The organism is Spirosoma validum (genome assembly GCF_014699035.1).
Classification (GTDB): Bacteria; Bacteroidota; Bacteroidia; order Cytophagales; family Spirosomataceae; genus Spirosoma; species Spirosoma validum.
Map to the genome: position 1 here is coordinate 353,827 of NZ_JACXAA010000007.1, position 24,616 is coordinate 378,442.

The window sequence follows — 24,616 nt, forward strand, 5'->3', positions numbered from 1 at the left end:
CCCGTGTCCATAAACGGACACTTTCTGTACGCTCGTGGACACGGGATAACTTATTCATAGAAGGCTGACAAACAACGAAAAACTGAAAAACTATTGAATAATTTTTCAGGACCTAAAACAATTCGTGCCAAGTGGCGTTATATATACGTAAGTCGCTGATAGACGAGGATGCTGTAAAAAGCACCTGTTTTTTTACTACTAATCGTTCTATTAAGCGAATCAAAAGCCAGGTGACTTTTCGTCGTCTGGCTTTCTTTTTTTAGCGTTAGTGCAGGGAAACGTAATGTGCTGCTTAGTGTAGGGTAAATGGTTGTTAGCTGGTCAATCGTCCTAAAACGTTCAGGATATCTCCTGGCTGGACGTTTACAATTTATATCAATCTGGGTAGCCCTATTTCTGGTTGACGTACCTATCCTACATTATTCACTACGTAATGATTTTACCGGATTGACCAAAGCGGCCTTGATAGCCTGGTAACTAACAGTCAGTAAGGCGATTGCAATGGCTGAAGCGCCTGAAAGAACGAAAACCCACCAGTCGACAGAAATATGGTAAGCAAATTCATTTAACCACTTATTAGTCGCCCACCAGGCTAGTGGAAAGGCAATGCCATTGGCAATCAGCACCAGCTTAAGGAAATCTTTCGACAGCAAAACGGTAAGATTGACGACGCTGGCCCCCAATACTTTACGGACGCCTATTTCTTTGATACGTTGTTCCGCAGCGTACGTGGCTAATCCGAAAAGCCCCAGACAGGCAATGAAAATGGTGGCCAGAGCTACCCAGATTAGCAGGGTTTCACGGCGCTGGTCTTCGGCGTAGAAACGAGCCAGCTGTTCATCCAGAAAGTGGTACTCCAGCAGATGCGTCTGATCGATTTTGGTAAGCACGTCGCTCATTTTGGCCAACGTTGCCGGAATATCCCGGCCCTCGATTCTTGACGTGAAGTAATCAATAGTATGAACCGGATTCTTCTGGTAGGCCAGTACCATCGGCGCAATTTTTTCCCGTAACGACTGAAAATGAAAATCCTTCACAATACCGATAACCCTGGCATGAAAGGTCTGTCGGCTGGGAAGCGGGCTGTAACTTCCGCCCATTGCGCGTTCGGGAATTTCCACCAGTTGTCCGGAGGCTTCGGAAACACCAAGAAGTTTCGCAGCTGTTTCATTAAGGAGGATCGACGACGAATCACTCATCCCGCCAAAATTCCGACCATTCAGCAGCTTCATGTCAAACGTTTGGGCAAAGTTTTCGTCGGCACCGATCAGATAAGCGATGCTGTGTTCATTGGTATTGCCTTCGGGTCTGATTTTAACCGTTGGAATAGACTTCCACTCGCCCGGCACTCTCGACGTAACGGATACACTTTTTACAGTCGGAATTTTGCTGAATTCGGTTCTGATCGTTTCGGCTCCACTACGTACTTTGGCGCTATTGATATCCACCACAACCATCAGCTCTTTATTGAAACCCAGATCTTTGCTGTTGGCATACCGTACCTGTTGAAACAACACGATGGTCGCAATCATCATAACGACCGAAATCGTGAACTGAAAAACGACCAGTCCCTGCCGCAGCGATAAACTGCCTTTGTTCTGGATTTTAAGATTCTTCAGTAACGCAAGCGGACTAAACTTCGACAACAAAAAAGAAGGGTAACTGCCCGACACTACCCCCGTGACTGCCAGTGCGAGAAGTGTGTATAGCCAAATCCGGTAATCGGTGTGAAAACCGAGCGAGAGTTCTTTGTTGGTGAATGCATTGAAGGCAGGAAGCAGAATATTGACCAGCACGATGGCCAACACAAACGAGATAGCGGTTACGATCAGCGATTCGGTCAGGAACTGATGAATAAGATGGCTCTGAAACGCCCCACTGGCTTTGCGAACACCTATTTCCTTCGACCGATTGGAAGCCCGGGCGGTGGCCAGGTTCATGTAATTGATACAGGCAATGAGCAGGACAAACAGGGCGATAATGGCGAAGATTTTGATATAAAGAATCGCTCCCCGACTCATCGCTTCTACGTTCGAATTCCGGGCGCCGTCGACGATATCCTCCGAAAAAAGGTGAATGTCGGCCAGCGGTTGAAGGTTGTACTGTATAGACGTACCAACGGCCAGTTTAGCGTTTCGATTCAGTAGCTGGGTAATTTTGGCAGCCGCTACGTCTGGATTGGCGTTTTCTTTCAGTAGAAAGAACGTCATGAAATTTTGAGAATCCCAGTCTGATATCCATGCTGCAAATTCATCATCACCGCTGATCGTCGCTTCCGAAACGATGGCCTTGAAATCGAAACTTGAGTTACGGGGATGGTTTTTCAGGACAGCCGTTATCTTCAGCGGTCTATCTAGCTCAAAATCGACGGTTTTACCAACGACCTGCGTACTATTAAACAGTCTCTTCGCCAATTCTTCGACAATAATAATGGAGTTTGGCTCGTTCAGGCTCGACTTACGATCACCATCAATAACTTCAAAATCAAAAAGTTGAAGCAGACCTGGATTCCCGAACGTGATTGTCTCCTGAAATGCGTTCTTGTTCCTGGGGTTTGATAGGTAGGCCCGTCCGGTTCGGACAATCCGGGCTGAGTTTTCGATTTCGCCGATATTTTTCTTTGACTCTTCACCAATTTTATAGCTCGAAGCCGCAATCGTCAGGTCTTCCGTAGGCGTTTTCTTATGCTGGATAGCCCGGTAGATCCGGCTCGATCGACTGTGCTGCTGATCGAACGTCAGTTCATCGAACAGATACAATCCAATCAGTAAAAAGCACGTAACACCAAATGTAAGACCCGCTACGTTCAGCGTCGTGTAGAGCTTGTTCCGGGTAAGGGTTCGGAACGTGATTTTAAGATAATTCCGTAGCATGTCAGTGTTGGTTGGTTGCGAGTATTCAGAAGGTTTTCGTCGTATAATCGAAGGCCGTACGTAAGCTAACACGTCAAGCCAGTAACGTCGTTGGGCTTTGGTCACCCCTAGCCGTGCTACCCGTAATACGTAACGTTCGTGCAGATCGCCCAGCACTTCTTCCCGCAGATGCGGTGCACAGAAAAGCCGGAGCAGGCGGTCAGCGAAGCGAGGTGGGATCATGGCAGAGGGATAATGGCTCAGGGCAGGGGATGAAAGGCCTGGGGGCTGGAGCAGCTAGTTTTACCCTCTGCCCGCGCCCCAGGCCCGATGCTATTCACTACGTAACGATGTGACCGGATTCATCAGAGCGGCTCTGATTGCCTGATAGCTGATCGTAAGCAGGGTAATCGCTACAACCGAAACGCCAGCCAACGCAAAAATCCACCACGACACGGTAATTCGATAGGCAAAACCCTGTAGCCAACGGTTCATGGCAAACCAGGCTAATGGACTGGCGATAAAAAAGGCAATCAGAATCAGTCTAAAGAAATTCCCGGAAAGCAGCGTAACGATTTGGCGTTCAGACGATCCGAGCACTTTCCGAATACCAATTTCTTTGGTACGTTGCTCGATGGAAAACATAATGAGCCCTAATAAGCCAAGACAGGAAATGACAATAGCCAGCGCAGCAAATACATTGGAAAGTTTAGCCAATACCTGCTCGCTCCGATAAAGCTGTTCGTATTCCTGATCGAGAAACTGATAGCTGAACGGGTAATTAGGATTGAGTTCTTTATACACGCTTTCCAAACTGGCCAGGGCTTCTCGGGTCTGACCAGCCACCGTACGAACGAGGATAACACCAAAATATTCGTATTCCTTTACGTCGACAATCAAGGGCTTTATCGGCTCGTGAAAGGAGTTGGTGTGGTAATCTTTGAGGATACCAATAATGTGTCCTTTCTTTTGCCAGGCTGACACCCACTTCCCAATTGGATTTTTCAGGCCCATTTGCTTCACGGCTTCTTCATTAACGAGAAAGGCATCGGTAGAATCGGTGGCGTTAGCTCTTGAAAAATCACGCCCTTCAGCCAGTTTCAGGTTCATTAACTTAACAAAATCCAGCCCAACAGAGGTAGGGTGAAAAGCAACAGACTGCCCTTTTTCTTTACCCTCCCAACTGATAGCATCCTCCTTGCGGCCTTCTTCCCCATCAATCACGAATCCCATCGAATGGGGGGCTTCACTGCTGCGATCAACCATCGCAATGCCCGGCATTTTTGATAGCTGATCCTTAAAGAACAGATAGTTGTTTTTGCTCATTAACGCGCCTTCGATACGGATATAGAGCAAGTTTTCCCGGTCGTATCCCAAATGGGCATTTCGCACGTAGCTCGTCTGTCGGGAGATGACCAGCGTAGCCACGAGGAGTGTAATGGAAAGCACAAATTGAAAAACAGTCAATCCCTGTTGAAACCAAACCGCGCTTCGCGTGAACTGAATAACCCCTTTCAGAATACGAACGGGTTTAAGCGAAGACAGAAAAAGCGCCGGATAACTACCCGACAGAAGGCCTGTAAAGACCATCAGACCCGTTGCATACCCCCAGAACGAAGCCTGCGTAACGGGCGATTCAATTTGTTTCCCCGTAAACTGATTAAAGGCAGGCAGTAAAAGCTGCATCAACAGCAGCGATAGCACAATGGCTACGAACGAAAGCAGTAACGATTCCCCCAGAAATTGCCCAATGAGATCTAAACGTGATGAACCGACTACTTTACGAACACCGATTTCTTTGGCCCGCTTTACGGAACGGGCGGTGGCCAGATTCATGAAGTTGACACAGGCAATGAGCAGGAGGAAAATAGCAACTCCGCTGAACAACCGGACATATTCGATACGTCCATCCTCAGGTTTTCCATTTACAAAATGGCCGTGCAGGTATTGATCCCCGTAGCGTTGAAGACCTATGCGTATGGAGCGGTCGTTTTTATCCAGTTGGGGTTGCAGGAAACGATTGATCTTCGTTTCCACGGTAGTGACGTCCGCATTATCAGCGAGTTGAACATACGTCCGAAAATCATTGGAGGCCCATTCCAGCTTTTTCTGTTGCGCTTCCCAGTTGATCAGAAAATCGAATTTCAGCGAGTTCTGGGCTGGCAGGTTTTCAAAAACGGCGGTTACCACAAAATCCAGTTTGTTTTCGTAGCGTAAGGATTTACCGATGGCTTTTTGTGGGCTTCCGAAAAATAGGTCGGCCATTTTTCGGGAGATAGCCAGGCTGCTTATGTCATTTAGGGCGGTTGCTGCATTACCGACAAGGATTGGATAGCTAAACATGCGAAAGAAATCGCTGCTGGCCCGTGAACCTTCCAGCTTAAACTTCTTTTCTCCCGTCTGAAACGTTTCGGGGTGTCCCCACGGAAGTTCATAACCTGTGGCATAAAAAGCCTGGTATTTAATGTCGGGAATGGCGGCTTTCATATTCCCTACCAAAAACACAGGCCCATCTTTATACCGAACTGGGGTCGAGTAATTTCCGCTTACTTTCCCATTAGCCGTAATGGTTTGATAAAGACTATACAGTGTTTTTTCGTTGGCGTGAAACTTATCGACACGCTCTTCATCCAGTACCCACAGGAGAATGAACAGGCAGCAACTTATACCCAGGGTCAGCCCAAGAATATTGATAGCGTTGAACGATTTGTTTTTCAACAAGTTTCTCAGAGCAATTTTGACATAATTACGTAGCATATCAGGGCTTAGAAAAAAGAGTGATCCGGCATGTCGGAATGGAAATTCTTCAGGCTGTCGTCGTATAATCGATAGTCGTACGTAAGCTAATACGTCAAGCCAGTATCGTTGTCGGGCTTTGGTTTCGCCCCACCGTTGCACCCTCAGGACGTAACGTTCGTGCAGATCGCCCAGCACTTCTTCCCGCAGGTGTGGTGCGCAAAGCCAGGTCAGCAAACGGTCAGCTAAGCAGGGTGGAGTTTTCATGACATATGGGTAAGGATAAGGGCAGAGGGTTGGAGTTGGTTTTACCCACTGCCCTACGCCCCATGCCCTATACTATTTATTTAGCTCCACTCCAACCGAATATTCGGCAGGATACGGTCCCACAATCGGTTCCGCACGGCACGCACCTCCTGCAAAACCCGGCCCCCTAATGCTGTAACGGTGAACAGCCGTTTACGTCGTCCTCCCCGCTCGGCTGTGGCTTCACCCAATTGAGAAGTCAGATAGCCTTTTTGCTCCAGTCGTTGCAGGGCTGCATGAACGGCTCCTGTGCTGACTGAATTGCCCGTTTCCTGTTCAAGTTCTTCGGCAATAACGACCGAATATGCTTTGGGAGAAAGGGCAGCAACAGCCAGCAAAACCACTTCTTCAAATTCGCCTAAATCACTACGTCGCATGAGTCGGAAATTGAATCGTTACTGTTGATAGTATATTTCATCTATTTCCGTATATCAAATACTTTGCCAAAGTATAAGGAGGGTTCATTCAGGTCCGAAAATGGGTTATTACTTCCTTGCTACGTCTCCTATTTGTCCGTTCGTGGACAGCCCATGTACGCATCTGGACACGGACAACGGCAAACGAAGAGAAACTTTGATCACAGAAACTGGCTGGATTTAGGGCAATAAAAAACCCGGTAACATTTAGTACGTTACCGGGTTCTTCGGATATTGTCAAACTAGGCTTTGACTTGCGCGCCACGCCCGTCGCCGTTCTGACCATTGGCCGGAACAGGTTGCGGTGATCCATTAGCCTGATCCGTTGGTTTGTCTTCTTCTTTCTTCTCCGCGTTCTTCTTTAGTTCTTCCAGCCCTTTCTTGCCGTAGGCCAGTCGCGTAATACCTACGTAGAGCACCGGAACGACGAAAATCGCCAGGGACGTAGCGGCCAGCATACCACCCAGCACCGTACGACCGATGGTAGCACGAGCAACACCCCCTGCCCCCGTAGCAATAGCCAGCGGAAACACCCCCAGAATAAACGCCAGCGATGTCATCAGAATCGGACGCAGACGCAGCCGAACCGCTTCGAGGGTCGATTCAAGCAGATCTTCGCCTTTATCGACGCGTTCCTTCGCAAACTCGACAATCAGAATAGCATTCTTTGCTGCCAGACCAATCAGCGTGATCAAACCAATCTGGGCGTAAACATTATTGGTCAGATACGGGAAAATAATCAGCGCAATGATAGCGCCCAAGGCACCAATGGGTACGGACAATAAGACCGAGAACGGCACCGACCAGCTTTCATACAAAGCCGCCAGAAATAGAAATACGAAACCGATGGACAGCGCGAAAATGTAAATGGACGTACTACCCGCATTGATTTCTTCCCGGCTTAGGCCCGAGAAATCATAGGAGTAACCAGCCGGTAGTACTTTGGCGGCCACCTCACGTAATGCATCGTTGGCCTGACTGCTGCTGTATCCCGGCTTCGCGCCACCATTCAGCTCAACAGACCGGAACAGGTTAAAGTGAGAAATCAACGGAGCGTTTTCAATAACACTGGTTTTGATCAACGTACTGATCGGCACTAACTGACCGCCCTGATTACGAACGTAATACTGATTCAACGCCTTCAAATCCGCCCGGTACATTGTGTCGGCCTGTGCCACTACCCGGAATTTACGACCGTAGATAATGAAGTCGTTAACGTATTGGCTACCCAGATACGTTTGCATCGTTCGGTAAACGTTGCTGACCGAGATACCCAGCTTCTTGCACTTATCCCGATCGACATCAACACGGTAGGCGGGCGTTTTAGCCGTGAAATACGAGAATGCCCGACCAATTTCGGGTCGTTTGTTGGCTTCGGCCAGAAAATTCTGTACGACGTCGTCGAATGCCCGAACGTCGTCATTTGTTTCACGCTGCTGAATTTCAAACGTAAAACCCGATGACTGCCCAAGCCCCGGAATAGCCGGTGGCTGAATAACCTGAGGCCGCGCGTCGTTCAGACTCGATAAGGCTCGTTGCAGTTTTACCACCAGCGAATCGGCCTGCATACCGCTTTCCGTTCGTTCCTCCCAGGGTTTAAGCTGAATAAAGACTGTACCACTATTGGACTTGGAAGCAAACGTAACGGCGTTCAGACCACCCAGCGCCGAAAAGTGAGCAACGTAAGGTTGTTGCTTAAGAATGCCCATGATCTTGTTGAGCACCACTAAACTCCGTGAGGTTGAGGCCGCTTCCGGAATTTCGTACGTTACGATCAGTCGGCCTTCATCTTCTGTCGGAATAAAGCCCGTTGGTTTGGCCCGGAACAATAGCCCTGTACCTATATAAAGCACAACCAGTCCAACGATCACCAGCGGAGTGGCTTTGATCAGTCGCTTAACCCCGTTTGTATAGGAATTCGAAACCCGCTCAAACCACTGATTGAACTTGTAAAAAAACTTATTTAAGCCGGTTGCCTTCTCATCGATGTGCATCGGACGTAACAGAAGCGTACACAGCGCAGGTGTCAGCGACAACGCTACGAATGCAGAAATCAACACCGACACGGCAATGGTAATGGCAAACTGTTGATAGAGCCGCCCAACGATTCCCGGAATAAAACCGACCGGCACGAACACCGCAGCCAGAATCAGCGCAATGGCAATAACCGGCGCCGAAATCTCGCGCATAGCTTCCCGGGTCGCGTCTTTCGGCGACATGCCTTTGTCGATATTTACCTGCACGGCCTCTACCACGACAATCGCGTCATCGACCACAATCCCGATGGCCAGTACAAACGCAAAGAGTGTTAACGTATTGATGGTAAATCCGAGGGGCACAAAAAGAGCGAATGTACCGACAATCGATACCGGAATAGCCAGTAACGTAATGAGGGTGGCCCGCCAGCTTTGCAGGAATAAAAACACAACCAGGACTACCAGCCCTAAAGCTTCCAGCAGCGTTTTTACCACTTCCTCGATTGACACCTGAATAACGGATACCGACTCAAACGGCACGACGTAATTAATATCCTTCGGGAAAGTCTTTTTCAGATTATCCATCGCGGCATACACGCCTTTGGCTGTCTCCAGCGCGTTACTGCCCGGTAATTGATAGACCAGCAAATAAGCCGCCCGGTTGCCATCGACAAAGGAGTTGCTGGCGTAGGAGAACTTACCCAATTGCACCCGTGCTACGTCTTCCAGATACACCAATGACCCTCGGGCCGGATCGGCACGAACCACAATTTTCTTAAACTCGTCTTCTTTGCTGAGTCGGCTATTCGTAAAAACGGTGTACTCAAACGCCTGCGAAGTGGGTTGGGGTGATGCGCCTACGGAACCACCGGCTACCTGTAAATTCTGTTCCTGGAGGGCGGCTACTACGTCGTCGGAGGTCAGGCCAAGTTGCGCGAGTCGATCGGGTTTGAGCCAGATCCGCATACTGAAATCGTCGGCCCGGCTGAAAATATCGCCCACACCCGGCACCCGCAACAGGGCATCCCGGATGTAGATGTTCGCGTAATTGTCCAGAAACGATACGTTGTGGGTTTTGTTGGGCGAGAAAATGGCCACCAGCATGAACAGCGATGGATTCCGCTTCCGAACAACAACCCCCAGTCGGGTAACTTCTTCGGGTAACTGCGGCTGCGCAATACCGACCCGGTTTTGCACGTCCAGAGCCGCAATGTTTACGTCGGTCCCAACTTTGAACGTAACGTTCATGGTCATCCGACCGTCGTTCGTCGCATTGGTCTGCACGTAATCCATACCGGGTGTACCGTTCACCTGAGTTTCGATGGGCGTCGCGACCGTCTGCTCCACCGTCTGCGCATCGGCACCCGTATACGTACCGGTCACCTGCACAACGGGGGGCGTAATGTCAGGGTACTGACTGACGGGTAAGCTCAATAAGGCCAACACCCCCAGCGCCACAATGACAATGGACGCGACAATTGCCGTAACAGGCCTGTTGATGAATATTTCTGCGAACATAGTTTTTAAGGAGAAAAGGGAGGAGAAAGAAGAAAAGGCGGAAGGCTTAAAGAGAAATTTTACTAGATATTTCCCTCGTCCCCTTCTCCCCTCTCCTTCCTATTCTCCCTCTTTTTTATTTTGCTGCTGTCTGTCGGTTGCTGGAATCCAATTTGGGTCCGCCCGGCTGTCCAGGCTGGCTCACTTTTACCTTGGCTCCTTCGCGAATTTTCTGCGTGCCCTCCGTGACGACCAATTCGCCTTCGTTCAGGCCGTTTTTCACGATGACTTTATCATTGATGCGTGCACCCAGCGTCACTTTTTTCTGATTCACTTTACTGCTATCACCCACGACGAAGACAAAGTACTCGCTCATCTGCTCCGTTACCGCCTGATACGGAATCAGGAGTTGCGGCTGACCGGTATTATTTTTCACGCGAACATTGCCGTTTAGGCCGGGCTTGAGTTGCTTATCCGGATTGGGGAAAGCCACCCGCACACGTAACGTCCCCGTTTGTGGATCAACGGCCCGGTCGACGATACGTACCGAACCAGGGTATTTGTAAGGTTGTCCGCTCGGTAATAACAGAACAAAGGTTGAATCCTGCAGGACATTTCGTTGGTTCTGCAACTTCAGAAAGCGCGGAATCTGTGACTCGTCGATCTGAAGGTCGGCGGCAATGGGGTTATCCGACGAGATGGTGTTCAGGGGTGTTGAACCCGGTGCAACAGCCGCTCCGAGCCGTACCTGCGAAATACCGATGGTTCCGTCGAGCGGGGCATGAATCGTCGTGTATTTAAGATTCGTTGCTACTTGTTCAATGCTCGCTTGCGAAGCGGCCACCTGCATTTTTGCGGCTTCTAACGTAGCGTTGGCATTATCGACCAATTGTTTGGCGACGGCATCCTGCTCAGCCAATACGTTATAGCGATTGGCATCTTTCTGAGCCCGGTTAAGATTAGCTTTCTGTACGTTCAAATTCGCTACCGCCTGATCATAAGTCGCCCGGTATTGTTGAGGATCAATGGTATAGAGTTTTTGTCCTTTGCTTACACGCTGCCCATCCTGAAAAAAGATGCCGGTGATGTTACCCGCTACCTGTGGCTGAATCTCTACCTCCAGCAATGGCGTTACGGTTGCCGGGAATTCATCGTAATACGTAGCACTGCCCTTTTCAGCCTTCACGGCCGTAACAGCGGTGGGTGGCGGAGGAGCCTGTTGCTGTTCGTCTTTCTTGCCACCGCAGGCGGTAACGACTATAACTAATACTGTAACGGCTACTGCTAGATTTATAGACTGCTTCATTATCTAAAGTCACGTTTGTCATGCTGACGAAGGAAGCATCTTCGGTGGCTGGAATAATGGCTGTTAGCGAAGATGCTTCCTTCGTCAGCATGACAAACTACAGGTGGTCTGGGTAATCAAACCCGTCACTACCTATATCCGTTTAAAATTGAATAATCCCCAATGACCGTTGCACGTCCAGCTTACTGATCAGCACCTGATACAGCGCATTGAATACATTGAGTCGGGCGTTACGTAAATCGGCCTCTGCAATCGTTACGTCCAGATAGGTTCGTATGCCCGATCGGTATTGCAGGTTAATGACCCGATACACTTCCTGCGCCAAGTCCTGGTTTTCCCGTAAGGCTATATAATTCGTGAGATTACCTTTATACGTTGCCAGGGCCTGCGCATATTCAGCATCGACTGCGCTGGTCAGTGATGCTAAATCCCACTGTAAGCGCTTAACCTGTAACTCCGCAATTTTCGTCTGCTGAATACGTCGTCCACCCTGAAAAATGGGCAAGGCTACTGATAAACCAATCAGTGAATTGGGAAAAGACTGACTATACAACTGCCCAAAGGCATTATTCTGATAAAGCAGATTGTAATTGGCAATGGCGTTCACCGTTGGCAGATACGCCCACCGATTGTAGCGAACGTTGGCATCCAGCAATCGTCCCTGTGTTTGCAAAAGCTGGTATTCAATACGACTCTGCGGATTCGCCAGCTGAAATGTGTCCAGAGTTATCTCATTCGTCAATTGTAACGAATCGTAGGCTACAGCCAACTGACTGGTCGGCGGATAGCCCATCTGCTGTTTGAGCACCTGATACTTAGACCCGATCAGATCATACAGTTGCTTCCGCTGAGCCAGGGAGTTGTTTAGCGCAATTTTTGCGCGTTGCGGGTCCGTTTTATCGACAAGACCACCCTGGTACTGATTCGTAGCATCCTGTAGACTGCGCTGCAACCGAGTAATGTCTTCGCTCAGAACATCAAACTGACGTTGCGTTACAATTAGGTCGTAAAACGCTTTGCTCACATTGACCACGACGTCAATCTTATTTCTAACGGTGTATTGATTCGCTTGCACCCGGTACGCATCTGCCGTTCGACTAGCTAGCAACACATCACGGTTGAATATATTCTGCGCCAGTGAAAACGAAGCGGTAGATGTGTTCTGAGCGCCCAGAGCAACGGGGCGACGCTCGCCGGTAACAGCATCCGGTATCAACGTAACGGGCAGCTTAAGGTAATGCAACACGTTGTACGAAGCCGCAATTTGTGGATACCAGGCCGCCAGAGCACTTTGAATAGTACGTTCTGCAATCTCCTGATCGATAATCGACTGCCGGACAATGGGTTGATGACCCAAAGCATAGCTAATGCAATCGGGCAGAAAGGCTTGTTTTACTAAAGAATCAGAGGTTTTTTGCGCGAAAACAGGCCTTGCCAGTACAATGATCAGGCCTAAAAGAATTGCGAGCCAACTAGTTTTCATAGGGTAGTGAGGAGCAACAACACACAGGGATCATAAAAGTCAACCGGGTGTACTATCTACAACTCGTTCAGCTAACCTTTTTGTTCGCTCATTAACAAGAAATTAACAAACGGCCTGCCTATACTTAAGTAGTTTTGCGACCATCGATCTGCATAATATAACCGTTTCATTGCTTGCGCAATAAGCGTCGATTTGGCCAAAATGATAAACGTAAAACTTGTCGTCCGGTTTGAGAACCCTTCCCTTTTCGTTTGCCAAACCCGGCCAAAGACCGTAATTTCGGGACTTTATCAGTAGTGAATAAGCGACATGGCCGACCTAACGAAAGTACCTGACGAATCGATTCCCGAATCAACCAACACAGGTGATCGGAGCAATGCAGGAAGTTCTCTCAATTTTATCGAACAAATTGTTGAAGAAGATATAGCCTCCGGCAAAAACGGTGGGCGTGTGCATACGCGGTTTCCACCCGAACCCAACGGCTACCTGCATATTGGTCACGCCAAATCCATTTGCCTGAATTTTGGTCTGGCTGATGAATACGGTGGTCAAACCAATCTCCGGTTCGACGATACCAATCCCGTGACTGAAGACACCGAATACGTTGATTCGATCAAGAACGACGTACGCTGGCTTGGCTTTAACTGGGATAATGAATTCTACGCATCAGATTATTTCGATCAGCTTTATGAATTCGCCGAAACGCTGATTCAAAAAGGCTTAGCTTACGTAGACGACTCGACCTCGGAGGAGATTGCCGCTCAGAAAGGTACGCCCACCGAACCGGGCCGATTGAGTCAGTATCGTGACCGTAGCGTCGACGAAAACCTCGATCTGTTCCGACGCATGAAAGCCGGTGAATACCCCGACGGGGCCAAGGTGCTACGTGCTAAAGTCGATATGGCATCGCCGAATATGCAGTTGCGTGACCCGATCATTTACCGAATCAAACACGCGCATCATCACCGCACGGGCGATACGTGGTGCATTTACCCGATGTACGATTTTGCGCATGGCCAATCGGACTCCATCGAGCACATTACGCATTCGCTCTGTACGCTGGAGTTTGAAGTACACCGGCCCTTGTATGAGTGGTTCATCGACAAACTCGCGATTTTCCCATCCCGACAAATTGAGTTTGCCCGGCTCAATCTGACCTATACGGTTATGAGTAAACGAAAACTCAAGAAGCTGGTAGAAGAGGGTCACGTCAGTAATTGGGACGATCCGCGCATGCCAACCATCGCGGGTATGCGCCGACGCGGCTATACGCCCGCCAGCATCCGCGAGTTTGCCGACCGCATCGGTATTGCCAAACGCGATAATCTTATTGACGTTGGCTTGCTGGAGTTCTGCATTCGCGAGGAGCTAAACAAAACAACCCATCGTGTAATGGCTGTGCTAGACGAAAAGCCGCTGAAGCTCGTCATCAAAAACTATGAGGTGGGCCGCGAGGAGATCATGTCCATCGAAAACAATCCGGAAGATCCGGCATCGGGCGAACGGAACGTACCGTTCAGTCGGGAGGTGTACATCGAGCGTGACGATTTCATGGAAAATCCGCCGAAGAAATTCTTCCGGCTGTTTCCGGGCGGCATGGTACGACTGAAAGGCGCGTACATCATCAAGTGCGACGAAGTTGTGAAAGACAACGCGGGCGAGATTATCGAACTGCGTTGCTCCTACATTCCCGAAAGCCGGAGTGGTTCCGATACATCGGGGATCAACGTAAAAGGTACGATTCACTGGGTATCCGTACCGCATGCGGTAGAGGCCGAAGTACGTCTTTACGACCGACTCTTTTCCGTCGAGAATCCAGCCGCCGACGAACGAGAGTTCCGCGAGTTATTAAATCCAAATTCGCTGGACATAGTACGCGCCTTTGTCGAACCGGCGCTGGTGGAAGCGGCCCGTTCCGGCTCGCAAACCAACTTCCAGTTCATGCGCAAAGGTTACTTCACCCTCGACTCCGATTCAACCCCCGACAAACCCGTTTTCAACCGCACCGTTACGTTGAAAGACAGCTGGTCGAAGGAAGTGAAGAAGGGGTGATGATATTACCATTCGCTGAACGTGCTCAAGCAGATGACTCAAAATTTTTGGGTTACTGCTTGAACACCGATCATCCCTATGGTAAGCACAAGGCCCGTGTTTTCCGTTCGGCATTAGGTTTAACGAGTGTAAATTGGCAAATTTTACGAGATGCCGTTTTATCTGCGGTACTTGTAAATTCAGCCAGTCATGAAGGGCGAAATAGTTATGGGGAACTATATGTAGTTGATTTCTCGATGGTTTATGAAGATAAGTCAGCCATAATACGTACGAGTTGGATTATTCACGACGAGGAAAACTTTCCGCGTCTAACAAGTTGTTACGTACTCAAACAATAAAGTCATGGACGAGCTTCATCTGCACGACTTAGTAGCCCTAACATCTCCGTTACCTGGCCATAAGCTGCGTCGAGGTGAAATTGGCGTCATTGTTGATGTTGGACCCAACGGTGATTGTCTGCTTGAATTTAGTGGTAAAGATGGCGTTCCTTATGCTACGCCCACTGTTCCAGCCAACCGATTGATGAAAGTGTATTTACACGTTGATATGGCTGACTAAATTTAATTCATTTTCAACCGGGCTGTTGCCTTCAAAGATTCTTGGGTGGAAGAAAAGATGAGATCAAGAAATGGATATAGATTCTATTAATTCTGCAAAAAAAGAGCGCGTAAAAAAACAGAAAAATCACAATTATATAACTGGATATCTGTCTACTTGGCAACCGTAGGGTAGTTGAGTCTAGAAAAATATTTCATTTGTCGTGTGTAAGTTTTAACTGTTACTAGTGATCCTGTTTTTTTCGGAGATGGGTGATAGAAGGCTTTTTTGGCTCCCTTTACTATCAACTAATTCTCCATGCCCACCATCCGCAAATCCAGCAACTCCGACAATACATACGTTTATGACAAGAAATACTGGTGGGCTAAAACGCCATAGGAACGACTGGCGGCTGCACTAAAACTTATTCGACGGGCTAAAGCCATTTACTATGCAAATCCCGTAAACCCACCCCTGGGTAATGGAGGACAAGTACTTAAATCTGACAAGCCGATTGATCATCCCAAGTTGCCTTTCATCAATCTGCAAAACTTGCTCGATCTGGGAAACCTACCAAGTCAACCAGAATAAAGTAGTCTGTCACTTCCCGCAAGCTGCACTTCCCTTGCAAGCCAAACTGACGAATAGTTCGGAGCGGATTCTCCAGCCCGCATCGGTTTTGCGCCACATCGCCAGATACGTACCGGTTATAGTTTGAACGCCATCTGAACGTTGGAAACGGCCTGTCCAGCGTCCATGCTCAGCCGCCAGTGGACTCGTTGTACTGATCTCAATGCGATCCGTGTTGCGGACGTAACCCAGAAACGCAGAGTCTTTGAACTGTACGGATACCGATGCCAGCACAGAATCCCGGCTTGATACGTGCGAACCGCTTCCCCGCGTTACTTCAATCTCCGGCAGCATGCTTTGGCCAAATGCCGTAAGATCACGAGCCCGAATGGCGTGATTAGACTGCGAACGTAACGTCTGAATGGCTGTTACGTCTGGTGTTTTGGATGTGCTCTTTTCCGGTTTAGACTGAGCCAGCAGCGAATATGGCGTCAGCATCAGACTCAATAGCAGTGAGCAAAGTAGGAACAGCATACTTAGTTGAGTCGGTAAACGGGGTAACGGTTGTGTGTTTTTTCGTAATATGTCGTTTGCCGATAGATGAAATCCAGTTGGGCGTTGGCGCTTTCGGCAAATGCTTTATCGGTAGCCCGCTTTTCGTCCAGCTGCTTCCGTAAGGCCGGATCTTTCTTCAACAATTCAGCCGCCGTATCTTCAAAAATATAGCCTGAAAAATATTCTTTCTGATCGAGAATGCTGTCGAAAAAATTCCACGCGAAGAACGAATCAACACCCTGCGGTTCAAGCGTTTCGACAATATACCGATTCGTTGGCTGGTTTGGCTGAATCAGGTAATCGCCTTTGTAGAATTGAATTGGCTGCGATTCCGTACGCACGTTCACACCTGTATGAATAAAGTGGCCTTCATAGGGTCGCTGCGGACTTTTGTAATCTGTAATGTAATATGTCGACACGGTAATCAGCGTATCATTCGACAGCGTCTGTACCGTTACGCCGTTACGCTTCAGCTGACGAATCACCTCCGGCCAGGCTTGCGGAATAATGTAGTATCGGGGCTTATCAACCTGCGTGTCAACGACAAAATTATTCAGATACGGAACGCGCTTTTTGTACGGCTTCGAATGGTCGTAATAGAGCCGTTTCAGGCCCGATACGTCGCTCGGTTTATAAGCAGCCGCGTAACCCAGGAACGTAACGGAGTCAACTTTATTCCGGTCCAGTTTATAACTCAAGGGAAAGGTTATCTGCGTCTTAATAGCTTCATTTGCCCGCTTTTGGTTCGTCAGAATCGTTTGAGCCTCGCTTTCGCACAAGCGCATCACAGCTTCATCAAACACATACGACGCTCTGACTCGGGGCGGATAAGGTTTCCACATGTGCGTCTCCAGCGTAAAACCGAAACAGTTGAACAACGCGGCATACCCGGTTGTGTAACGAGGTGAGTCATTGTAGCCAATCAACCCGTTTTCGGGCGTATCGCCCGGATGATTTACGTAGGGCGCGGATGGAAAACCTTTCACCGTCAACATCTTATCCAACTCCGGCTGAAACGTTTTCGTCATGTAACCCGATACGGCCGGATGAAGTTTGTCTTTCTGCGTAGCGAAATACGTCAGTACGTGCTGGTAATCAGCGCCGTCGCTGGTATGGTTATCAATGAATACCTGTGGTTTCAGCGACTGATACATCGCCTGAAATGCCTGCGTGTTTTGAGCTTCGGCTTTGATAAAATCGCGGTTTAGGTTCAGGTTGCGTGCATTACCCCGAAAGCCGTAGGACTCTGGTCCGTTCTGATTTACGCGGGAAACACCCCGGTTCAGGCAGCCCCCTACGTTGAATACGGGCACAATGGCTACTAGTACATTTTTGGGTAATTTATTTACCTTCAACAAATCGCGGGCCAGCATCATGCAGGCATCAATTCCTTCAGGTTCGCCGGGATGAATTCCGTTGTTGATCAGTAACGTAACGCGATCCGGTCGACTGGTAAACTGCTTATCCGCAGCCAGTAGAAACAAGTGCAGCGGCTTTCCAACATCGGTTTTACCGATTTCAATCAACTTCGCCTGATCGTATTTCCGATCTAGCTGCTGGTACCAGTCAATGATCTGTGCATACGTAGCGGTCTGATTCGTATCTCGCTCATACGGCGTCAAGTCAGCTCGTTTAGTTTGAGCAAATGCTGCTGCTGATATTAATTGACCAATGCACAAGATAAGGACAACAAGCAAAAAAGAAGAGATTTTTATCATGAATCACTAGAACTGGTAGCTGTGACAAAAGTAGTTGAGTAGGTTACTCGAACCGGTTAAACTGTCGCTAACTGCAACGGCAAATCCGCTCGTCATTGGAAACGACTCACTACGGCTAAATTATAGTTTGTGAGTCTGTAAGCATAAAAATCTTATCTGCCGACTGACAAACCAGGAAAGCAATAGGCACGTTAATTGGTTTTTATTGGAAACAGCTTCTCATCTACCTCCGTGCCCTGACCGGCTACACGGCACCAGCCGGTGGGCATCTTGTGATAAACTTCTAGGCGCCTTACCTTGATGGCTACATCATGACCGTCTACCACCAGTTGGACATCAGCCAGAAAATTAACTACGGCCATGTTGCCTTCGTAGATGCGGATAAATTCATGGCCCGGTAACGCCCGTACTGATTTAAAAACCAGTTTCTCCTTAGCCTGCGCCCCTTGCCATTGTTGGTGGGAAAAGGAAATATCGCCTTTGGGACCAACAGCGATAAAATCAGGGCAGTCAATGGGTACGTCTGGTTTGCGATGCCGCAATAGTTGCCTGATTTCCTGCCTCTCTTTAGGGTAGCCGTTGTGTCTACTTGTGAAAAGGCACTATAACTGCTTAGTAGAAAAGCAAAAAGGGCGATTGTTTTTTTCATAGCTACGTACCGTACGGAGACATTAAGTTGAATAGTTCTTCAAACTGAAGCTGTTTTAATAGCTTCACCACCCAAATAAGCACTTATAGTATAGACTACTGCTCGATACTTTATTATACGGAAATATTAATTCAAGCGGCTGCTGACATGAATCTCATCCACCTCACTACTTGATCCAAGAAAGGCTTAAGGAGCATCTGCAACTAAAACTAGGCGTCTTTGCCAATTAATTGACACACAAATAGAAAAAATGCAATCTTCTGTTGCTTTTGGTACATTTTGCCAATACCCGCCAGGTAACCAACCGTTTATGAATACATCTATATTATTTCCATGTAGGAAACTAGTAATTACATCAGTGCTTTCGCTTTAGATTTTACCCCGTCAGATCGTCTAGCTGAACTGGTCTTTTTGTCATAAGTTCTTACCCAAACTCATGAACCTAAATCGTAGAGATTTCCTTCAGCAACTAGGCTTCGGTGCCCTTGGTCTGAGTATTGCGACTACCCTTCCTACAACCGGTTGGGCATTACCCACTAAAACAAGTAAGCTGCCCCGTAGTCTGCCCGAAGCGCAGGGTGTTGCCCCCGGTGGTCTGCTGGATTTTGTGAATACCATCGAATCCAAAAAGCTGAATGTTCATAGTCTGATGGTGCTACGTCACGGACAGGTTGTGGCCGAAGGCTGGTGGGCGCCGTATGCCCCTCAACTCAAACACACGCTCTACTCGCTCAGCAAAAGCTTTACGTCGACAGCTGTGGGCATGGCCGTAGCCGAGAAGCGATTAACGGTCAACGACAAAGTTGTTTCGTTTTTCCCCGACGATGTCCCTTCAACCATCAGCCCGAATCTGGCGGCCATGCGCGTAAAAGACCTGTTGACCATGTCGACCGGACATGACAAAGACACAACGCCCAAACTGCGGGAAGGAGCGAATCCAAACTGGGTCAAATCGTTTCTGGCACAGCCGGTTGATCACGAACCGGGTACGTTCTTCGTCTATAATAGCGGTGCTACGTATATGCTCTCAGCCATTGTTCAGAAACTCACCAAGCAACCCATACTGGAGTATTTAAAACCACGGCTGTTCGGTCCCCTAGGCACTGAAGGCGAAGACTGGGAAGTATCGCCACAGGGTATTAACACAGGCGGTTGGGGCCTTCGGGTACGTACTGAAGATATTGCTAAGTTCGGTCAGCTCTATCTACAAAAAGGAATGTGGAACGGGAAGCGGTTAATTACAGAGGAATGGATTACCGACGCCACCCGCGCTGAAGTAGAATCGAAGGGTGGCAAAGGCGATAAACGGGTTAATGATTGGATTCAGGGGTATGGCTATCAGTTCTGGCGGTGCCGCAACGATGCGTACCGGGGCGATGGCGCTTTCGGGCAGTATTGCATCGTATTGCCCAAAGAAGATGCCGTCATAGCCATTACGTCCGAAACAGGTGATATGCAGGCTGTTCTTGATGCCGCCTGGGATCACATTTTGCCCGCGCTCAAGCGAGTTGGATTGCCATCCTATAAAGCGGAACAGACGGCTCTTACAAAGAAACTGTCAAGTCTAACGCTACTACCAGAAGCAACAAATACAACAACAACGGCAGCTAGTCAGATCAGCGGAAAGTCATACGCTATTGCCGACAACACGCTGCACGTGAAAGACGTATCACTCACCTTTGGTAAGGACGGTTGTATTTTTAAGTTACAGGATGACAAAGGCGATCACCAGGTTTTGTGCGGCATTAACCGTTGGCGGGATAGTACCACAACGTTTGCCGTAGCTCCGCTTATGCTAACGCCAACGCCTGTGCCGGGTGGAGAGACGCGAAAGGTGGCCGCTACCGGCAGTTGGCAGGATGCCAATACGTTCGTGATGACCTGGCGATTCATCGAAACGGCGCATTACGATCAGGTCACCTGTCGATTCGGCTCCGAAGGCGTTCAGGTTGAGTTTCAGAGCAGCCTGAGTATTCTGAGTAAAACGAAAGACAAACGCCCCGTACTGGAAGGGAAAGTGGCGGCTTAAACCCCAGAATCCCCTGAAGGGAACTTTGTCTGCGAGTGAGCAAAGTCCCCTTCAGGAGATTTAGGGGTAGTATTTACTACAACAATTTGTCCAGCGTAATGGGCAAGTCTCTTACGCGCTTTCCGGTTGCATGGAAGATGGCGTTGGCAACGGCGGCTGGCATCCCGACGATTCCAATTTCACCCAATCCTTTTACCCCCAGCTTATTGACAACATCATCGTGTTCCTCCACAAAAATAACGTCAAGGTCATGAATATCAGCGTTGACCGATACGTGGTATTCGGCCAGGCTATGGTTCATAAACCGTCCGAAAGTATGATCCAGAGCGCTTTCTTCGTGAAGTGCTTTACTGATGCCCCAAACCATGCCGCCCAGAATCTGACTACGTGCCGTTTTTGGGTTTAAGATCCGCCCGCCCGCAATGGCGCTTACCGCCCGAGTTACCTTCACCGTACCCAGTTCTTCATCGACCATCACTTCGACAAAAGCAGCCGCGTGTGCACTCCGGGTGAAGTTCTTCTGTTTCATCACATCAGCAAACACGCCCGATGTTTCACGTACAGCTTTTCCGCCGTTTAGATTAACAAGTGTCATCAACGAGACAGCAGCAGACGGGTCTTTCTTCAACCGCAGATGTTTATCGACAAACTCAATATCTTCCCATTTGGCGCTCTTAAAGGGGGAGCCGGGCATTTTCTTCGCGAGCTTGAGCAACGATTTCCCAACTTCTTCGCAAACCGCCTGCACAGCTGAACCGACTGTAGCCGCCGTCCAGGAACCGCCCGAAATAGGGGCAATTGGAAAATCCGTATCCCCAAGTTTGAACAGTACGTCCTCGATTGGCATCCCGAGGGTATCGGCGGCAATCTGGGTCATGATGGTGTACGTACCGGTACCAATCTCGGCGGTGGCGCTACTGACCCACAGTTTCCCGTTGACCAGCAGAGCAGCTTCGGCGCGGGCACCCAGCATGTTGGAATCCCAGATACCGGTAGCCATTCCCCAGCCAATCAGGTTGTGGTCTTTCTTCATCGAACGCGGCTCAAATGACCGTTTCGACCAGCCAAAGCGCTCAGCTCCCTGCCGGAAACACTCCCGAAGTTCTTTGCTCGAATACGGACGTTTTTCGTTGTTATCCAGGTCAGAGTAGTTTTTCAGACGTAGTTCAAGCGGGTCCATGCCCAGTTCGTAAGCCAGTTCATCCATGGCCACTTCCAGGGCAGCCATTCCCGTTACGCCCCCCGGTGCCCGCATATCCAGCGGACTATAGACGTCCAGCGGCACCAGCTTGTAATCCATCGTTACGTTCTCGGGTGGGTACAACATCCCGCCCCAGTTTACGACAACTTCGGTATAATCCTCAAACTGCGAGGTTTCACCGTACGCGTCATGATAAAGCGCGTTCATCGTACCGTCGGGCAAGGCACCGAGTGCTACGTTCTGCACAGTAGCCGGGCGGTGACCGAACGTAAACATCTGTTGCCGGGTAAGCGTAACGCGTACCGATCGTTTCAGCTCCAGAGCGGCCATCGTTGCCATGAACAACTGGTACTGTGGTCGTAATCCCGCCCCAAATCCACCACCCATGTAGGGCGATACAACCCGTAGGTTTTTGAACGGAATATTGAATACCTGCGAAACATACAGGATGCTATTCGTTACGCCCTGGGTTTTATCATAGATCGTTAGCTTCGGCTTCTTTTTACTATCTGTTTCGTACACGACCGTACTGGCAAACAACTCCATCGGGTTATGATGTTCAGCCGCGTGAACGTAACGTCCGTTTGTTTTAGCGGAAGCGTCCTGATAAGCCGTCTCAAAATCACCACGCGGTTTGGGTGGTGGTGGTTTCAGCAAGCTGGCAATACCTGATTTGGGTTCGCGAGCACGATGCAGATTCGCTTCTAAATCAGTCTCATGTGTATCTTCCTTGTACTCAATCCGAACCAGAGAGGCTGCGTATCGGGCAACTTCAAAGGTTTCGGCGACGACCAAGGCAATGGGCTGTCCACTGTATTTGATGGTTTCATCCTGTAACGGCCGAAACGGCGAACCCGGTGGGGCATCCTGGTCTTTGTAGCTGATATCGAACCAGGCTAACTTAGGGCGATTTTTGTACGTAAAAACCTTTAAAACGCCATCCAGGCTAAGCGCATCACTGGCGTCAATATTCGTGATCTTGCCTTTCGCAATCGCACTCGACACGACGTATCCGTACGTCAGATCAGGTACATTAAATTCGGCGGCATACTTCGCTTTGCCGGTTACTTTTTCGTTGCCGTCGACGCGGCTAATGGGTTTTCCAATGGCGGTCATGCGGTTGGTTCGAGTTTAGCGGCCTGTCCTAATGCCCGTACAATAGCACGCTTAGCCAGTTCAATTTTAAATGTATTGTGTCCATAGCCCTGAGCGCCTGCGAGTAAGGCTTCTGCTGCGGCCTGGAAGTTTTCTTTTGTGGCTGGTTTACCAACCAATAGCGCTTCGGCTTCGGGTTTACGCCAGGGTTTATGGGCTACGCCACCAAGCGCAATTCGGGCGTCAGTTATGTTCCCGTTCTCCAGTTCCAGCGCAGCCGCCACAGATACCAGCGCGAAAGCGTAGGAGGCCCGGTCACGGAGTTTCAGATACATAAAGTTGTCCGGGAATCCTTTGGCCGGCAGGTCGATCGCCGTAATGATTTCGTCGGATTCGAGCGTGTTGTCAATGTGGGGCGTATCGCCGGGGAGTTTGTGAAATTCCGCGAACGGAATGCTACGTTCCCCGTTTTTTCCCGTCACGCGCACCACCGCTTCGAGTGCCGCCAGGGCCACACACATATCCGATGGGTGCGTAGCGATGCAGTTCGGTTCGGCCAATTGCCCATCGGAACCCTGCGTTCTCGTCCCCAGAATGGCATGAATCCGGTTAAATCCATTTAGGGCTGAACAACCCGACCCCGGTTCGCGCTTGTTGCAGGGCGTAGCTAGATCGTAGAAATAATAGCAGCGCGTTCGTTGCATCAGGTTCCCGCCGTCGGTGGCCATGTTACGTAGCTGGGGCGATGCACCGGCCAGAATCGTTTGCGACAGCAGCGGGTATCGCTGGATGATCCGTTCGTCGTAGGCCGTATCGGCATTCGTTACCAGCGCGCCCAATCGCAATCCCCCTTCCAGGGTTTCGGAGATGGTTGCCATCGGCAGGCGCGTAATGTCGATTAGCCGCGTGGGACGCTCTACGTTCTCCTTCATCAAATCGATGAGGTTGGTGCCGCCCGCAATAAATTTGGCCGTTAGGTCTGATGCCCGTTCGTCAACGGCCGTGTCGACGGCATCGGCTTGTGTGTAGGTGAAGCTGTTCATGCGGTTTGCTTGTTTATAACTTCCTCGATCGCATCAACAATATTCGTGTAGGCGCCACACCGGCAAATATTTCCGCTCATCAACTCGCGAATGTCAGCGGTCGTTTTCACACGGCCTTCGTTCATCATACCAACCGCCGAGCAAATCTGACCCGGTGTGCAGTACCCACACTGAAAAGCGTCATGATCAATAAAGGCTTGTTGCAACGGGTGCAGCTCATCAGGGGTTGGTGCCAATCCTTCAATGGTGGTGATTTGCTTCCCTTCCTGCATAATGGCTAATGTCATACAGGAATTGATGCGTTTGCCGTCAAGCAACACCGTACAGGCCCCGCACTGTCCATGGTCACAGCCTTTTTTGGTACCCGTCAGGTCCATGTACTCGCGTAATGCATCGAGTAAACTGGTCCAGGGAGAGAGCTTTAACTGAGTTTCTTTGCCATTAACGGTCAGGGTAACCGTATGCAAAGGCGGCAGCGAAGGCGCCCGCTTATCCAGCGGTGGCGACATTGCAGTAAGAGTCATATCGTTCAAGGTTAGTAGAATATCTATTACCTGAACCCCCCATGAAGAAGGTTGTTCAAAATAGTAATGAA

General features: G+C 49.3%; 16 protein-coding genes. 4 read left to right on the forward strand and 12 right to left on the reverse strand.

Going from position 1 to position 24,616, the window contains the following annotated elements; genetic code table 11:
• Positions 1-419 precede the first annotated feature (419 nt).
• The 6 genes from IC230_RS20055 to IC230_RS20080 form a co-directional block, all read right to left on the reverse strand.
• A complete protein-coding gene (locus IC230_RS20055) occupies positions 420-3,095 on the reverse strand; it encodes an ABC transporter permease (protein WP_191040819.1) in 2,676 nt (891 codons plus the stop codon).
• 90 nt (positions 3,096-3,185) lie between these two features.
• A complete protein-coding gene (locus IC230_RS20060; RefSeq protein ID WP_223860727.1) occupies positions 3,186-5,855 on the reverse strand; it encodes an FtsX-like permease family protein in 2,670 nt (889 codons plus the stop codon).
• A gap of 80 nt (positions 5,856-5,935) precedes the next feature.
• A complete protein-coding gene (locus IC230_RS20065; protein WP_191040820.1) occupies positions 5,936-6,271 on the reverse strand; it encodes a PadR family transcriptional regulator in 336 nt (111 codons plus the stop codon).
• 281 nt (positions 6,272-6,552) lie between these two features.
• Positions 6,553-9,804: an efflux RND transporter permease subunit gene (locus IC230_RS20070; RefSeq protein ID WP_191040821.1), complete on the reverse strand. Its 3,252-nt coding sequence runs from the start codon at positions 9,802-9,804 to the stop codon at positions 6,553-6,555.
• Between the two features lie 115 nt (positions 9,805-9,919).
• On the reverse strand, positions 9,920-11,089 hold the full coding sequence (locus tag IC230_RS20075; protein ID WP_191040822.1) for an efflux RND transporter periplasmic adaptor subunit: 1,170 nt from the start codon (positions 11,087-11,089) through the stop codon (positions 9,920-9,922).
• Positions 11,090-11,231: 142 nt separating this feature from the next.
• A complete protein-coding gene (locus IC230_RS20080) occupies positions 11,232-12,572 on the reverse strand; it encodes a TolC family protein (protein WP_191040823.1) in 1,341 nt (446 codons plus the stop codon).
• Between the two features lie 309 nt (positions 12,573-12,881).
• Between IC230_RS20080 and IC230_RS20085 the strand changes: the two genes are divergently transcribed.
• Genes IC230_RS20085 through IC230_RS20090 form a run of 3 tightly spaced genes read left to right on the forward strand, consistent with a single transcriptional unit; the run spans position 12,882 to position 15,182 of the window.
• A complete protein-coding gene (locus IC230_RS20085; RefSeq protein ID WP_223860728.1) occupies positions 12,882-14,624 on the forward strand; it encodes a glutamine--tRNA ligase/YqeY domain fusion protein in 1,743 nt (580 codons plus the stop codon).
• Positions 14,624-14,962: a DUF6883 domain-containing protein gene (locus IC230_RS34805; protein ID WP_394355497.1), complete on the forward strand. Its 339-nt coding sequence runs from the start codon at positions 14,624-14,626 to the stop codon at positions 14,960-14,962. Before IC230_RS20085 ends, IC230_RS34805 begins: the two co-directional genes overlap by 1 nt.
• A 4-nt stretch (positions 14,963-14,966) precedes the next feature.
• On the forward strand, positions 14,967-15,182 hold the full coding sequence (locus IC230_RS20090) for a DUF4926 domain-containing protein (RefSeq protein ID WP_191040824.1): 216 nt from the start codon (positions 14,967-14,969) through the stop codon (positions 15,180-15,182).
• 579 nt (positions 15,183-15,761) lie between these two features.
• On the opposite strand, the gene IC230_RS20095 is transcribed toward IC230_RS20090, so the two are convergent.
• The 3 genes from IC230_RS20095 to IC230_RS20105 all read right to left on the reverse strand — a co-directional run bounded on the left by IC230_RS20095 (position 15,762) and on the right by IC230_RS20105 (position 18,546).
• Positions 15,762-16,265, reverse strand: coding sequence for a YybH family protein (locus tag IC230_RS20095; RefSeq protein ID WP_191040825.1), 504 nt, complete (start codon positions 16,263-16,265; stop codon positions 15,762-15,764).
• A 2-nt stretch (positions 16,266-16,267) separates the two neighbouring features.
• Positions 16,268-17,983, reverse strand: coding sequence for a M14 family zinc carboxypeptidase (locus IC230_RS20100; RefSeq protein WP_223860729.1), 1,716 nt, complete (start codon positions 17,981-17,983; stop codon positions 16,268-16,270).
• 212 nt (positions 17,984-18,195) lie between these two features.
• The gene (locus IC230_RS20105) at positions 18,196-18,546 is read right to left on the reverse strand and encodes a nuclear transport factor 2 family protein (RefSeq protein ID WP_191040827.1); all 351 of its coding nucleotides are present in this window, start codon (positions 18,544-18,546) and stop codon (positions 18,196-18,198) included.
• A gap of 543 nt (positions 18,547-19,089) precedes the next feature.
• Between IC230_RS20105 and IC230_RS20110 the strand changes: the two genes are divergently transcribed.
• Positions 19,090-20,682 (forward strand): serine hydrolase domain-containing protein, encoded by a 1,593-nt coding sequence (locus IC230_RS20110; protein ID WP_191040828.1) that lies wholly within the window; start codon positions 19,090-19,092, stop codon positions 20,680-20,682.
• 76 nt (positions 20,683-20,758) lie between these two features.
• On the opposite strand, the gene IC230_RS20115 is transcribed toward IC230_RS20110, so the two are convergent.
• From IC230_RS20115 to IC230_RS20125, 3 genes are read right to left on the reverse strand one after another with little or no spacing between them, the layout of a single operon-like run.
• Positions 20,759-22,999, reverse strand: a complete 2,241-nt coding sequence (locus IC230_RS20115) for a xanthine dehydrogenase family protein molybdopterin-binding subunit (RefSeq protein ID WP_191040829.1) — start codon at positions 22,997-22,999, stop codon at positions 20,759-20,761.
• Entirely contained in the window at positions 22,996-24,021 is a 1,026-nt protein-coding gene (locus IC230_RS20120) for an FAD binding domain-containing protein (RefSeq protein WP_191040830.1), read from the reverse strand. The genes IC230_RS20115 and IC230_RS20120 overlap by 4 nt, the downstream gene beginning before the upstream one ends.
• Positions 24,018-24,545, reverse strand: coding sequence for a (2Fe-2S)-binding protein (locus IC230_RS20125; RefSeq protein WP_191040831.1), 528 nt, complete (start codon positions 24,543-24,545; stop codon positions 24,018-24,020). Before IC230_RS20125 ends, IC230_RS20120 begins: the two co-directional genes overlap by 4 nt.
• Positions 24,546-24,616: the final 71 nt, after the last annotated feature.

Bases quoted from the DNA above. Each gene is read 5' to 3' on its own strand.
- IC230_RS20110 (WP_191040828.1), top strand. From the start codon at position 19,090: ATGAACCTAAATCGTAGAGATTTCCTTCAGCAACTAGGCTTCGGTGCC.
- IC230_RS20055 (WP_191040819.1), bottom strand. From the start codon at position 3,095: ATGATCCCACCTCGCTTCGCTGACCGCCTGCTCCGGCTTTTCTGTGCA.
- IC230_RS20085 (WP_223860728.1), top strand. From the start codon at position 12,882: ATGGCCGACCTAACGAAAGTACCTGACGAATCGATTCCCGAATCAACC.
- IC230_RS20115 (WP_191040829.1), bottom strand. From the start codon at position 22,999: ATGACCGCCATTGGAAAACCCATTAGCCGCGTCGACGGCAACGAAAAA.
- IC230_RS34805 (WP_394355497.1), top strand. From the start codon at position 14,624: ATGATATTACCATTCGCTGAACGTGCTCAAGCAGATGACTCAAAATTT.
- IC230_RS20080 (WP_191040823.1), bottom strand. From the start codon at position 12,572: ATGAAAACTAGTTGGCTCGCAATTCTTTTAGGCCTGATCATTGTACTG.
- IC230_RS20095 (WP_191040825.1), bottom strand. From the start codon at position 16,265: ATGCTGTTCCTACTTTGCTCACTGCTATTGAGTCTGATGCTGACGCCA.
- IC230_RS20070 (WP_191040821.1), bottom strand. From the start codon at position 9,804: ATGTTCGCAGAAATATTCATCAACAGGCCTGTTACGGCAATTGTCGCG.
- IC230_RS20060 (WP_223860727.1), bottom strand. From the start codon at position 5,855: ATGAAAACTCCACCCTGCTTAGCTGACCGTTTGCTGACCTGGCTTTGC.
- IC230_RS20125 (WP_191040831.1), bottom strand. From the start codon at position 24,545: ATGACTCTTACTGCAATGTCGCCACCGCTGGATAAGCGGGCGCCTTCG.
- IC230_RS20075 (WP_191040822.1), bottom strand. From the start codon at position 11,089: ATGAAGCAGTCTATAAATCTAGCAGTAGCCGTTACAGTATTAGTTATA.
- IC230_RS20090 (WP_191040824.1), top strand. From the start codon at position 14,967: ATGGACGAGCTTCATCTGCACGACTTAGTAGCCCTAACATCTCCGTTA.
- IC230_RS20065 (WP_191040820.1), bottom strand. From the start codon at position 6,271: ATGCGACGTAGTGATTTAGGCGAATTTGAAGAAGTGGTTTTGCTGGCT.
- IC230_RS20120 (WP_191040830.1), bottom strand. From the start codon at position 24,021: ATGAACAGCTTCACCTACACACAAGCCGATGCCGTCGACACGGCCGTT.